The following is a 13,562-nucleotide window of genomic DNA, read 5'->3' as shown; positions in this document are numbered from 1 at the left end:
CTTACCGTTTAATATCTTCCATCGTTCCAGCCATCGCCGACAGAATCTCCGTTTCAGTAGCGACCGGGGTATCTCCAACAATCGTACAAGCAAGCATACCTGCAGTTGCTGCAAACTCTACTGTTTTCGTTTCAGGAAAAGCCGCAAGTTCTCCATGTAAAACCCCACTCGTAAAAGCATCCCCAGCGCCAATTCTATCCAATACAGAAAAGCGTAATGGCTTCGAGAATACAAATGTATTCTGTTTATAAATATATCCTCGGAGTGAATGTGTATTATCACCATTAATGGATCGATGCGTACCAGCAATTGTTTGGATATCGAACATCTTTGCTACCTTAGGAATAAGATCTTTCAACTGGGCCTCTCTTGATGTTTTGTCAGTTTCCATTTCTAAAATAAACTTGGCATCTTGTTCATTCATCATCACGATATCTGCTAAGGAGAGGAGATCTTCATAATGTCGTTTTGCTTGAACATATCCTCCGCTCCATAAGGAAGGGCGATAGTTACAATCAAAGCAAACAAGGCCACCTTTTTCTTTCACCTTTTGAGCAAGTATCTTCATGTTTTCGCGGACCTGGTCTGTCATTGCAAGTGTAATCCCACAAAAGTGAATAATGTCAGCAGTCTCAGCAATCAGGTCCAGATCATAGTCTGAAAAGTCCGCAGTATTAAAACTACTTTCCAAACGGTTCGTATAGGTCACTCGACTTGAGCGCTGACCAAAGCCATTTTCTAAAAAGTACATTCCGATATAGTTACCACCCTTGGAAATAAAGGTCCTCTCAATCCCTAAACGTTGTAGGGAAGCAACAGCAGCATCGCCTAGAGGATTACTCGGTAATTTTGTGACAAGGTATCCATCATAGCCAAACTTCGTCATTGCAGAAACTACATTCACCCCTGTGCCTGAAAATGAGTATTGTAGGGTATTCGCTTGTGTAAGAAGCTCATAGCCTGGTGCCATCAAACGCATCATGACTTCCCCAAATGCAACTACTTTTTTAGGCATATTTTGCAACCAACTCTTTTGTGATGGCAAGCAATTTTCGTACGTCTTCCTCATTTGTCTCTCCAGTTTCTTTGTTAATAATCGACGAATAGACATGTGGAATAATCTTCGGCACTTTTGCTTCTAATGCAATTTCCAAGATTGTCGCAAAGTTATCCAAATCAATCCCGCCTGTTGGTTCTAAAGCAAATCCTTCTTCTCCACAAACTTTTGCGACCGTACGATACTCGTCCTCATGCTTTAGACCTTTCATCGGAAAGTATTTCAAGGCATTTCCTCCCATATCACGTACAAGCGCAATAGCTGCTTTGATTGGAACAATAGCTGCTTCCCCTACCTCGGCACTATTTGGACCTGTCGAAATATTAACGTACCCAATTTTGCCTGATGGAGATACAAGGGCGTTGATCCAGCTGTCTTTTTCTCCTAAATTTGCCCGTGTAGCCCCAACTGAGGGGAATACTTGATTGATGTGGCTACCAGGATAATATGTAGCAATGTCCGCTACAACCGCAGCCTGTCTATTGTCACCGGCGCCTAAACCGATGGAAACACTATGATCGATTGCTGCCCCATATTCCTTCATCGCCTTAACAGCTGTGTCAACTGTAGGATAATCCTTTGAAAGCACGCCCACCAATACATGGCCTTCTGCCGCTTCAAAAACTTGTTTAGCGTTTTCGACACTATTGGCTAATACATTTAAAGCAACACGGTTTTGATAAAAACGTTTTTCGATGTTCATTATGCTTGTCCTCCCAAGATTGCTTTTAATCTCTCTTCAATTATATGAATTTCCTCGCCTTGTAATGGACGTGGATCAATATCGAAAAAGCCTTGACGTACCCCGTAATCCCTTGTATAAATTGCAATTTCTCCGTTCTTTAGCTTGTCATTTACTTCCTTTGCTGTGGTGTTGCATGCAGCTGGGTCAATATGTATCCGTGCTCGATAGATTTCTCGACCCGCTTCATCTTGTACAATCTCTACTTTTACTCCCTCCAATGAGTGAAGTGATGTTAGCACTTCAAGACTGGCTTTTTCCTTTTTACTGTTATCCTTTTTGACAAAAAATTCATCCAATGCTTGCAACAGGCCAAAGGTTGTTTCCTTCCCAACCTTCATACTACGGCCAATACAATGCAATTGTACTTTTAACCATTCTATGTACTTTTTCTTTCCAGCAACGATTCCAGATGTAGGCCCCTTGATGGATTTTGAACCGCTATAGATGGCTAAATCTGAAACTTGTACATATTTTTTAACATCTTCTTCTGCCGCAGCATCCACGATTAGTGGCACATTGTGGCTTTTAGCAACTTCCCAAGCTTCTTCTACGGAAATCATATTTTTTTGCACAGCATGATGTGACTTAACGTATAGAATAGCGGCTGTATTTTCATTTATTGCCTCGGCAATATGCTCTGCTTTCCCTTCATTGGCATAACCTGCCTCTACAAGCTTGCCACCGCCAAGATACACCATTGTTTCAATTGGTGCACCATATTGTACGTTATGGCCTTTTAGTAAAACGATTTCATTTTTTGAGATCACATCTTGGTGAAGCCGTTCACTCTTGCGAAGATTCCCTTCCGTGACAAGGGCTGCGATGGATAAGGCAATTCCGCTTGATGCAGAGTTTACGACGATTGCTGCTTCCGATTCAAGCAAACCGGCAATATGTCCCCCTGTTTTATCAACCAAATCAGCAATTTCCACATAACTTTGTCCGCCGACTTTCATCGCTTCCATTACATTATTCGATGGCGCAGACACACCTAAAATACTCATTCGTCCACTTGCATTGATTACTCTTTTCAATCCATACTTAGCATTCAATGTATTCACCATTCATCACCACTCCTTTTACTACAATCTTTTTATCGTGTTTTCTTTCTTCCCCTTCAGAGTCTCTTAAGACCACCGACTGATCTTCAACTGAAAACAATGTGAGATTAGCAATATCCCCTGTAGCAATCCTTCCTAATTCAGGTTTTTTCAACCATCTTGCTGCATTAACTGTAACCGCATCGATTATCTCTTGCAGGGAATAACCTAAATATAAAAACTTTGTTAAAAGGTCAGCCATGCTGAAAACTGGACCATGTAGCCTGTTCTTTCGATAGATGTCAGTGCTGATGGTGTCAAACTTGATTCCATGTTCTTTTGCCTGCTCTGCTGTACGAAAAGAAAAACTTGCATTTCCGTGGCCAACATCTAAATGAACGCCTCGTTTTATCGCTTGAAGAAATGTAGAAAGAGGCTCACCTAAATCCCCAAATAGATTATTGCTTTTCCCATTTAAATAATGCGTAAGAATATCCTCTTCTTCCAATAATTCCAGAACTTCCTTAATATCTGGTGGACCTGAGCCAATATGAACCATAAGCGGCAAATTAGTATTCTTTGAAAAATTACGTGCTATTTTTAAAGGTTCCACACCATTTCGACCAACGACACTTTTGCTGATTCTAACTTTAAGTCCAACGATAAAATCCTTATGATTCCCTACTGCTTTTAACAGTTCTTCTTCATTCAACCAGGTAAGATTGGATAACTCATCAATTTGTTTTAAACCTATCTGTGAAATATTAAGCATGGCAAACACATTGGTTTTTGCCCTTTTCGAATAATTAACCAAGCTATGTATTTGATCAGCACCTGTGCTCCCAGCATCTACAATGGTGGTGACACCTAGTTTATAACCAATCTCGTCAATCTCATCTCCGTATGGATCAAAATCCGGGAAGGCGTGAACATGCATATCAATCCATCCACTGGAAACGTAAACATTATTTTTAAAGTCAATAACTTTTTCCCCGTTACCTGTATTTGGTGGAACAATGTCTACAATTCTACTATTTGCCAGGACAATATCTGAAGAACTTCCATCTATCCTTTTTACATTCCGTAAAACCAATGTAGCTGCCATATCTATCCTTCCTTTTGTTAAAGTGAGCTTTCAATCAGAGGGGGTTTTAGTTCTTCCTCACTGATTGTTAGTTGAACGAATCGGGGGGTTAGCGTCCGTTTTCTCTCACTTGATGTTTTGAGGTGGGAGTCTTACAGACGCTTACTCCGGGATAAATCCAATTATTGTAAGCGGTTACTAATTTGTATTGACTTTTCTAACTTTTACAAAAGTAGAATAACACTAATGCCCTTTTAGGTCAATATAACATTATAATGTCTACCGTGATTAGACCTAAATTTAACTCGGTAACTCAACATCTGGACGTGATGAACTGAAAATTCTCATCCTCCCACTCCTCTAGAATAAGTTGTGTGGTGGGATATGAAATTCACAAAGCCGCATTTTTCCGTCTTGGAAAAGCCAACTTTTCTATTTCATTGTTATAAAAAATTGAATATGGTATATTTTCAACATCATTTATAAAAGCGTTTTAATAATGCATTGGATGTAGGCCACTTAGAAGAGAATTGTCCTGCGTAAAATTAGCAAAACACTTTTAGAATTTAGTTTCAGACCATTAAATGATTGAAATTATTAGTAGATTAATAGCTACTGAGAGCGAAGTGGAGGAAACTTATTTAATCAGTCATTAGAAAACGCAACGAAAATTAACGTTAGGAGAAAGAGAGTAAACATGACTTTATTACTTTTGCTTGTTATTTATTTGGCTTTTATTAGCTTAGGTTTACCTGATCCGTTACTAGGGGCTGCATGGCCCGTGATACAAGAGGACATAGGGGCGCCACTTGACGCAGCAGGATATCTGTTTATGATCATTTCTGTTGGTACTATTATTTCCAGTTTATTAAGTGGAAAGGTCATCAAACGATTCGGAACTGCGAAGGTTACCTTTGTCAGCGTCTTGTTGACAGCTGGTGCTTTACTAGGGTTTTATTTTGCGCCGTCGATTATATGGTTAGCTATATGTGCTATTCCACTTGGATTAGGAGCGGGCGCTGTAGATACAGCACTAAACAACTATGTGGCACTACACTATAAGGCACATCATATGAGTTGGTTACATAGTTTTTGGGGTGTGGGAGCTACCTTGGGACCCATCATCATGGCCCAATTTATTACAGGACAACAGGCTTGGAGAAATGGTTACCTCACCATTGCAGGAATCCAGTTCGCTTTAGCAACTATCCTTTTACTCTCCTTCCCTTTGTGGAAAAAAGTAGCGCAAAACAGGAATGTAGCACAAAGTGAGGCAACAGAAGCGATTGAAGAGGAAGTGCAAGAACAAGAGAAGCATGAAAAGCCCTTGCAAATAAAAGGTGTAAAGCTCGCATTGTTGTCCTTTCTATTTTATTGCGGGGTGGAAACAACAGTGGGGCTTTGGGGAAGTAGTTTTCTTGTGGATGTCAAGGATCTGTCAGCGGCTACTGCTGCCAAATGGGTTTCCCTTTATTGGGGTGGATTAACAGTTGCTAGATTTCTAACTGGCTTTGTCACCTTTAAATTAAGTAGCCGTATGCTGATTCGAGTTGGACAACTCATCGCATTGGTTGGTGCTGCACTTCTTGTGCTTCCCTTTCCAACCACATTCTCACTCGTAGGGTTTATCATGATTGGGTTTGGTTTAGCACCAATTTTTCCATCTATGTTACATGAAACACCTACACGCTTTGGGAAGAAACATTCTCAAACTATTATGGGCTATCAAATGGCCCTAGCGTACACAGGTAACACCTTTCTGCCACCTTTACTTGGCTTGATTGCATCCCATTCAACAATTGCAATCTTCCCGTTCTTTATATGCGTATATATTGTAGGTATGCTTTTATGCTCAGAGCAATTAAATACACTACTACGTAAAAAGAATCTTAGGGCTGCTTGATTGGTCGTTGGGTGGGGGGCGGCTAGAACGCGCGTGGTAGCTACTGGAAGTCGAGCAGAGCATCGGCCGTGTGCTTGGAACATCTCCCTTCAGCCTGGGAACATCAGCTGTGAGCGGGAGATCATCGGCCAAGAATGAGTGAACATCCTCCGAGAATAAGAAATTATCGCCCGTGAACGAGCTAACATCAGCCACAATAAGAGCACGCTCAACCGAGTGTGCTCTATTCATTACTTCATATACTCCTCAACCAGTTCCGTGCATCGTTCTATCGTAAGGTCGTTAAGGACTGTTCTATAAACTAGGTGTTCTGCAGTGCCCCCTTCATATTCCAGGGATGCCTCCTTTGCCTTGTTATCGCGGTGCTTAATCCATTCACGTTGTTCTACTCTCAGTTGCTCCATTTCTTCTGTAGAAAGTTGATCCTCCAGGACTCCATAAATTTCGTTTAACAATCCGTCCCACAGGTCGAATAAATTCCCTTCCACACCTTTTAACTCGATCGTTATGCCATCAGCTGACTCTTCCCGCTCCTCACGTGTTTCTTTTTTTGCATCATTTAATTTCTGAAGGTACTCTTCTTTCTTGCTTACTGTACTCTTAGTCGAGGAATCTTCTTCTGCGGTATCATCATTAGCTGTTTCTACTTTTTCGGTAGTTTCCGCTTCTTCCGTTGTACTTTCCTCCGTGTTGCCTTGAGTCGGGTCGTCTGCATTTGAACCAGCATCTTTCTCTGCTTCCTCCTCTACAGCCTCTCCATTTTCATTTACCGTTTGGGTTTCATTCCTATTCTCTGACTCGTTGTCTGTTGTAGCGCTAGACTCAGCAGAAGAATTCTCACATGCAGCTAAAAGGAGCAATCCGACTGTTAGCATTCCAATTAAAAAGTGACGATTAAAATTCATTAAAATCTACCTTTCTATGTAATCTAGTTCTTATTAGATTTTAAATCATTTTATACAATTATTCCAGTTCATGGAATTTATCTAGAAGGTAGGAAGGCTTTAGCCAAATGCTAGGCTTTTTAAAAATAGATTCTTTAAAATCCCCACTCAATTAGCCCCAACTAAGCCATATTGTTTCACCACTATGATAAAATAAAGGTAAATAATGAATGTTATATTTTAAGCTGTAACTTGAGCTACTGGAGTTGTTTTATATGTCTACCACACTCATTCTATTAGTCATTGCCGTTGTTTTCATCGGCTCTTTGATGAGAGCTACGTTTGGTTTTGGAGAAGCTGTAGTAGGAATGCCTCTACTTGCACTGCTACCACTAGATTTACATACTTCCATATCGCTGATAGGATTGGCCGGGCTAACAGTGGCTTTGATCGCTGTGTCAACAGGCTGGCGTCACATTGATCGGCCGGCACTTATTCGGTTAGCCATTACTACCTTGCTCGGCATTCCAGCTGGACTTGTTTTAGTCCTTTATGCTCCAGCCTTGGTGATCACGGTTGCACTTGGCATATTTCTTGTTGCATATGGAGTCTATTCACTGGCTAAACCAATGATTACGAAGACGGCACAACGTCCTTTGTTGGATAGTCCAGCTTGGGCGTTACCGTTTGGTTTTGCTGCCGGAACACTTGGGAGTGCTTATAACTTCAATGGTGTACCAGTTGTTATTTACGGCACGATGCGTCGCTGGAGTCCAGATCGCTTTCGAGAAACACTGCAAGCTCACTTTCTTATTTCTGGGATAATGGTGGTTCTAGGCCAAGCACTTGGAGGGCTATGGACAAAGGATGTATTTACGCTCTTCGGACTATCCTTGCCTTTTATCATTGCCGCAACATTTTTAGGTACGTATTTACATCGGCGTATCCCTAGTCATAAATTCGAGCGTTACGTTTTTATTCTTATCGTTCTGCTTGGGGCTGTGCTGCTGATTAATCCTGCTTGAACATATTAAAAATAGGAGATGGATTCACGATGAAACAAAATAAATATGATGAACCGAATTTCTTTTCTGCATACGAACAAATGCCCCGCTCCGTTCATGGGCTTGAAGGTGCTGGAGAGTGGCATATTTTAAAAGAACTATTACCGGACCTTAAAGATAAAACAGTTCTTGATTTAGGCTGTGGTTTCGGCTGGCATTGTCGATATGCACGGGAGCAGCAGGCACGTTCTGTCACAGGTGTAGATATTTCTGAAAAAATGATTCAACGAGCTCGTGAAATGACAAAAGATCCATCCATTTCATATATCAAAAAGCCTATCGAAGACATCGATTTTTCACACTCTCCATTTGACGTGGTGATCAGTTCCCTTGCGTTTCACTATATTAAGTCATTTAAAACAATTTGTGAAAAGGTTTATGATTCGCTAAAGCCTGGGGGAAGCTTTGTTTTTTCTGTGGAACATCCCATTTTCACCTCTCGAAAAGAACAAGACTGGTATTATGATGACCAAGGGAATCGCCTACACTGGCCGGTTGATTCCTATCAAATGGAAGGCGTGCGTGACACGTCCTTTTTAAATGAACATGTGACAAAATATCATCGCACCATTTCCACCTATATTAACGACCTAATTGATTCTGGTTTTCTTGTAAAGGAAGTGAAGGAATCATATCCTACTGAGGAAATGGCAAAAAAGGATCCTCTGATGGCAGATGAAAATCGGAGACCAATGTTTTTAATCATTTCAGCGAATAAGAAATAGAGGAACATCCATAATAAAACCACATAAAACCCGCTATGGATTTATGTGGTTCTTTTGTTTAGAGATATGAATTTTTTAGTAGCCAATAGCTAAATGGCTCTAGATAAAAATTAATTGTGTTCATTATACGTTAGATATTTATTATTGGAGGTTAGATGGAATGAACTATGACGTAATCGTAATTGGTGCAGGTTCAATGGGCATGGCAGCGGGTTATTATTTATCCAAGAGTGGGAAAAAAACGTTATTATTAGATTCTTTTAACCCACCACATAATAAAGGGAGTCATCACGGGGACACAAGAATTATTCGCTATGCTTATGGTGAGGGAAAAGAATATGTTCCCTTTATCCTTAAAGCACGCGAGTTATGGTATGACTTAGAAAAGGCTTCTGGAAAGCAGTTATTCACTCAAACTGGTGTACTTAATGTTGGAAATGCAGACTCCAATTTCATCCAAAATATTATCTCTAGTGCTAAAAAGTACGATTTGCCCCTTGATGTAATGGATGCTAATAAAGTGCAGAATCGTTGGGCTAACATTTCGTTACCGAACGACTTTATTGGTTGCTTTGAACCGACATCTGGCGTGCTAAAGAGTGAGGAAATTATTAAAGCATACCAAGCACTTGCTGAGCAAAATGGTGCTACAATCCTCACAAATAGTAGAGTAAGAGACATTTATATTCAAGAGGATAAAGTAACAATTAAGACAGACGAACAGACCCTTCACTCGGATGCGCTCGTGGTTTCGGCAGGAGCATGGTCAGGTGAACTCATTTCTATGTTGGGTTTGGAGCTTCCACTTACACCTGTAAGGAAAACATTTGCTTGGTTTGACGCTAATGAGGCTACCTATAATCATAGCCGTTTTCCAGCCTTTGCATTTGATACACCCAAAGGAATTTATTATGGATTCCCGAGTATAGATGGGTCCGGTTTAAAAGTAGGGCGTCATGATGGCGGAAATCCCATCCACCCTGATGAGTCTCCGATAGGGTTTGGTGAACTAGCAGAAGATGAAGGAAATTTGGCACAATTTATGAATCAATACATTCCTGATATTTGGCAATTGAAGTATGGTAAAACCTGTATGTATACACACACACCCGATGATAAATTCATTATTGACCTCCACCCTAAGCACGCAAATGTTGCGATTGCAGCAGGATTTTCAGGACATGGGTTTAAATTTAGCAGTGCAGTTGGACAGGCATTAAGTAATTTGATCATCTCCGGTAAGAATGATGTCGATATTTCGCAGTTTTCGATTGGGAGGTTTAAGAAATCCCTTTTCTCTAAACCAACCAAATAACATTTCCAATTCCAAACTAAAATAAACTGGTTTGAGTTCAGTAACACACCGATCTCAAACCAGCCATTCAACTTCAAAATAAACCTTTAAATCTATGGATCTCCTGACCTGCCCAGTCAGCGACCTTTATTATTATTTGATCCCCTATTGTTGAACCATGATCCTATTATACTCCGGAATAGGCCATAAATCCGCCGTCTACAGGAATCGTTACACCTGTTACAAAGCCAGAGTATTCAGGATCTACTAACCATAAAAGTGTACCAATCAGGTCATTAGGATCACCGAATTTTTCCATTGGTGTGCCGGTAATGATTTTCTCAGCTCTTGCTGTATGGTTGCCCTCTTTATCCAGTAAAAGATCTCGGTTTTGCGTAGTAAGGAAGAACCCTGGAGCTATTGCATTTACTCTTAACCCTGTGTTGGCAAAATGAACGGATAGCCACATCGTAAAGTTATTAATGGCGGCTTTTGCTGCAGAGTATGCAGGCACTTTTGTCATCGGTGCATATGCGCTCATGGAAGAGATATTAATTATGCTAGAGCCTTGTTGCTCAAGCAATGCTTCCCCAAATACTTTCGCAGCTAAAAAGCTTCCTTTAAAATTACGGTCAAATACGCTAGTAAACCCTTCATCTTTTAAGTCAAAGAAAGATTTTTTTGCATCTTGGCTATGCTTCTCTTCTGAGGTAATCGCGTCCTCATGGTTGCCCCCAGCTCCGTTGATTAAGATATCAATCTTGCAGAATTTACTCAGAACTTCTTGCTTCGCCTCTAATAATGCATCCTCTTCCAATACGTTAGCACCAATTGCGATTGCTTCTCCATTAGCTTTGTTGATTTCGTCTGCTACCTTTTGGCCATTTTCTAACGTTCTGTTTAAAATGGCTACTTTAACCTTTTGTCTACCTAATTCCTTTGCCATTGCAGAACAGAGGACACCACTTCCACCTGTAATGACTGCTACCTTACCTTCAAGATTCTCGTGTACTGGAAACATAGTTGGCCTCCTCCTTCTTGACTGATTGGAATGCATCCCATAGCCCATTCAAATACATGATTCCTAATGCTCTATCATATAGCCCGTACCCTGGTCTGGAAACTTCATTCCAAATATGTCTACCATGGTCTGGCCGAATATAGCCATCATAGTTGATGTCACTTAGCTGCTTCATAATATTTTTAATATCAATATTGCCATCTGCGCTTAAGTGAGATGTCTCAATAAAGTTTCCATTTTCAAAAATTTTCACGTTACGCACATGTAGAAATGGCGCTTTCTCTGCAACATTCTTTATAATTTCTACCGTATCATTTTCCCGATTTGCTCCTAGAGCACCTGAACAAAATGTTAGCGTGTTCGATGGTGAATCAGATAGAGAATATAAACGTTTTATATCCGCATCATTTTTCATGATTCGTGGTAGGTTAAACACAGACCATGGTGGATCATCCGGGTGAATCGCCAGTTTTACTCCATGGCTTTCCGCTACTGGTAATACTTCATCTAAAAAGTATGCGAGATTATCCCATAGATCATCCTCTGTGACAGACTCATACTCTTCCAAAAGTTCCTCTATTTTAGCTAGCCTTTCTGGTTCCCATCCTGGTAAGGTTAAATCACTTGAATTAATCACATCATTAGCCATTGTTTGTAGGTTTATATTTTCCACTATCTTTTTTTCAAAAAATAAAGCGGTTGATCCATCAGGTAATGGCTCTTTCATATTTGTTCTAACCCAATCAAATACAGGCATGAAATTATAGCAAATAACCTTTACTCCATGCTTGGCTAAATTTTTAATTGTTTCTTTATAGTTAGCTATATAGCGATCTCTGTCTGCATTCCCTATTTTTATCGATTCGTGGATGTTCACACTTTCTACTACTTCTGCATGAAAGCCATGGGATTGAATATATTTCACTTCTTCTTCAATTGCTTCCTCGGTCCATACGTCTCCAGCTGGCACTTTATGGAGTGCCCACACAATTCCCTTTACACCTGGGATTTGTCTAATATCCTCTAAAGAGACCGTATCATTGTCCCTTCCAAACCAGCGAAAGGTAATATTCATTCTTTCACCCTCCTTAGTGTGTTTGTATAGTTTTGAGCTAATGCAGTAACGCCTTCTGCCCCGTTATTTCGATAAGCTTTTGTAAGATCACTGCCAATCCCGACAGCAACAGCCCCTGCTTGTATCCAATCCTTCATATTTTCTAAATTGATTCCACCTGTTGGCATAACGTCCACCTGTGGAATAGGCCCTTTAATCGATTTAATAAAGCTTGGGTCAAACCCATTAGCAGGAAATAGCTTCACAATGGTGCAGCCATATTCTAGTGCTGAAACAATTTCTTTTACCGTCATACAACCAGGCATATAAAGAACATTGTACCGATTACACAACTTTGCTATTTCTGAATCAAAATGAGGACTTACTACGAATTGCGCTCCATGCAAAATGGCGTCACGGGCTGTTTGCACATCTAATACCGTACCAGCTCCAATGGTAGCATCTGTAGAATGAAGGGCTTCAAAAGCTTTGCCGACAAAAGGGGTTGTGTACGTTAATTCAATATGAGTAATGCCACCTTTTATAGCTGCTTCAGCAATAGACTGTGCTTCTTCAGCACTATTTCCCCTGATTACGGCCACTAATTTTGATGCTTGTAGTTTTGCGATCATTTCTGTCAGTGCCATGCTCATCCTCCTTGCTTAGTCAAAAGCTATGACTGCTTTTCTTACTAATTGTGGATTTTCTTCTATGAATTTGAACGCTTCTTCTACTTCGTGAAGTTGAAATTTATGCGTAATCAAGCCATTATGCGTTAACTTTCTATCATTCATTAAATCTATTACATAAGGAAACTGGCCTGTCTGCAATCTTGATCCCACAATTGTGAGCTCTTTTTTTGTAATAGGCATTGCCGGAATAGAGGATGGCCTTGTATCAAATCCAAGTGTTACAACATAGCCAGAAGGGGATGCAACTTCGACACTTAATTCAAATGTTTGTGGTGTACCAACTGCATCAATTACAACGTTTGCTCCTTCACCTGCCGTAATTTCCTCGATTTTTGTGGCTACATTAATTTCAATAGGGTTGATCGTATAATCTGCGCCATTTTCCTTTGCAAAATCTAATCTTTCCTGTGTGATATCAGAAATAATAACCGTAGCGCCACGTAGCTTGGCCATTTTTAACACCGTAATTCCAATTGGCCCTGCTCCTTGAATAAAAACTGTGTGGCCCTCTTGGACATTCCCTCTCCAGGTGGCCTGTGCACCAATCGTATAAGGCTCTGCCATTACGGCCTCGTCCCAATCGATTGTTGGGTCAATTTTATGAACTTGATTCTCAGGAAGTACGGCGAATTCTCTCATACCACCGTCTTCATGCACCCCAAAGGCAGACAGCTCTTTACATACATTGGGTCGTCCATTCCTGCATGCGAAGCATTTCCCGCAATAACGGATCGGTTCTACAACAACACGATCACCAACTGCTACAGAGGATACTTGGGAGCCTACTTCCACGATTTCTCCAGTTACTTCATGACCTACTATTCTAGGATACGTGGCCATTGGATTTGTGCCATGGTAGATATGCATGTCTGATCCGCATATCCCTACCCTTTTAATCTTTAATAGAACTTGACTTTCCTTTTCAATTTGTGGTTTATCTACATTTGTTATCTCGATTTTACGTGCTTCGGGCATTAATACTGCTTTCAAGTCAATCCA

General features: G+C 40.6%; 13 protein-coding genes. 4 read left to right on the top strand and 9 right to left on the bottom strand.

Annotated elements, in window-relative coordinates; all coding sequences use genetic code 11:
* Position 1: 1 nt before the first annotated feature.
* From K3T81_RS03830 to K3T81_RS03815, 4 genes are read right to left on the bottom strand one after another with little or no spacing between them, the layout of a single operon-like run.
* Positions 2 to 1,015, bottom strand: a complete 1,014-nt coding sequence (locus K3T81_RS03830) for a sugar kinase (protein WP_238018350.1) — start codon at positions 1,013 to 1,015, stop codon at positions 2 to 4.
* Positions 1,008 to 1,763, bottom strand: a complete 756-nt coding sequence (gene dagF, locus K3T81_RS03825; RefSeq protein WP_238018408.1) for a 2-dehydro-3-deoxy-phosphogluconate aldolase — start codon at positions 1,761 to 1,763, stop codon at positions 1,008 to 1,010. Before dagF ends, K3T81_RS03830 begins: the two co-directional genes overlap by 8 nt.
* Positions 1,760 to 2,866 (bottom strand): DgaE family pyridoxal phosphate-dependent ammonia lyase, encoded by a 1,107-nt coding sequence (locus K3T81_RS03820; RefSeq protein ID WP_238018349.1) that lies wholly within the window; start codon positions 2,864 to 2,866, stop codon positions 1,760 to 1,762. Before K3T81_RS03820 ends, dagF begins: the two co-directional genes overlap by 4 nt.
* The gene (locus tag K3T81_RS03815; RefSeq protein WP_238018348.1) at positions 2,844 to 3,947 is read right to left on the bottom strand and encodes an amidohydrolase/deacetylase family metallohydrolase; all 1,104 of its coding nucleotides are present in this window, start codon (positions 3,945 to 3,947) and stop codon (positions 2,844 to 2,846) included. Before K3T81_RS03815 ends, K3T81_RS03820 begins: the two co-directional genes overlap by 23 nt.
* A 676-nt stretch (positions 3,948 to 4,623) precedes the next feature.
* Between K3T81_RS03815 and K3T81_RS03810 the strand changes: the two genes are divergently transcribed.
* A complete protein-coding gene (locus K3T81_RS03810; RefSeq protein ID WP_238018347.1) occupies positions 4,624 to 5,829 on the top strand; it encodes an MFS transporter in 1,206 nt (401 codons plus the stop codon).
* 230 nt (positions 5,830 to 6,059) lie between these two features.
* On the opposite strand, the gene K3T81_RS03805 is transcribed toward K3T81_RS03810, so the two are convergent.
* On the bottom strand, positions 6,060 to 6,734 hold the full coding sequence (locus K3T81_RS03805) for a lysozyme inhibitor LprI family protein (RefSeq protein ID WP_238018345.1): 675 nt from the start codon (positions 6,732 to 6,734) through the stop codon (positions 6,060 to 6,062).
* Positions 6,735 to 6,988: 254 nt separating this feature from the next.
* Between K3T81_RS03805 and K3T81_RS03800 the strand changes: the two genes are divergently transcribed.
* The 3 genes from K3T81_RS03800 to solA all read left to right on the top strand — a co-directional run bounded on the left by K3T81_RS03800 (position 6,989) and on the right by solA (position 9,817).
* Complete coding sequence (locus K3T81_RS03800) at positions 6,989 to 7,738, top strand: sulfite exporter TauE/SafE family protein (protein ID WP_238018344.1); 750 nt, start codon at positions 6,989 to 6,991, stop codon at positions 7,736 to 7,738.
* Between the two features lie 29 nt (positions 7,739 to 7,767).
* A complete protein-coding gene (locus K3T81_RS03795; protein WP_238018343.1) occupies positions 7,768 to 8,502 on the top strand; it encodes a class I SAM-dependent methyltransferase in 735 nt (244 codons plus the stop codon).
* A gap of 160 nt (positions 8,503 to 8,662) precedes the next feature.
* A complete protein-coding gene (gene solA / locus K3T81_RS03790) occupies positions 8,663 to 9,817 on the top strand; it encodes an N-methyl-L-tryptophan oxidase (protein WP_238018342.1) in 1,155 nt (384 codons plus the stop codon).
* A 166-nt stretch (positions 9,818 to 9,983) separates the two neighbouring features.
* Here solA and K3T81_RS03785 read toward each other — a convergent pair whose 3' ends face one another.
* From K3T81_RS03785 to K3T81_RS03770, 4 genes are read right to left on the bottom strand one after another with little or no spacing between them, the layout of a single operon-like run.
* Complete coding sequence (locus K3T81_RS03785; protein WP_238018341.1) at positions 9,984 to 10,817, bottom strand: SDR family oxidoreductase; 834 nt, start codon at positions 10,815 to 10,817, stop codon at positions 9,984 to 9,986.
* Complete coding sequence (uxuA, locus tag K3T81_RS03780; RefSeq protein WP_238018340.1) at positions 10,792 to 11,892, bottom strand: mannonate dehydratase; 1,101 nt, start codon at positions 11,890 to 11,892, stop codon at positions 10,792 to 10,794. Before uxuA ends, K3T81_RS03785 begins: the two co-directional genes overlap by 26 nt.
* The gene (locus tag K3T81_RS03775; protein ID WP_238018339.1) at positions 11,889 to 12,518 is read right to left on the bottom strand and encodes a bifunctional 2-keto-4-hydroxyglutarate aldolase/2-keto-3-deoxy-6-phosphogluconate aldolase; all 630 of its coding nucleotides are present in this window, start codon (positions 12,516 to 12,518) and stop codon (positions 11,889 to 11,891) included. Before K3T81_RS03775 ends, uxuA begins: the two co-directional genes overlap by 4 nt.
* Positions 12,519 to 12,533: 15 nt before the next feature.
* Entirely contained in the window at positions 12,534 to 13,553 is a 1,020-nt protein-coding gene (locus K3T81_RS03770; protein WP_420830773.1) for a zinc-binding alcohol dehydrogenase family protein, read from the bottom strand.
* Positions 13,554 to 13,562: the final 9 nt, after the last annotated feature.

Origin of the sequence: Oceanobacillus jordanicus (assembly GCF_022095695.1) — a bacterium.
GTDB classification, from domain to species: Bacteria; Bacillota; Bacilli; order Bacillales; family Amphibacillaceae; genus Oceanobacillus_B; species Oceanobacillus_B jordanicus.
The sequence above is the reverse complement of the archived record's forward strand: the minus strand, read 5'-3'. Positions and strand labels throughout refer to the sequence as shown.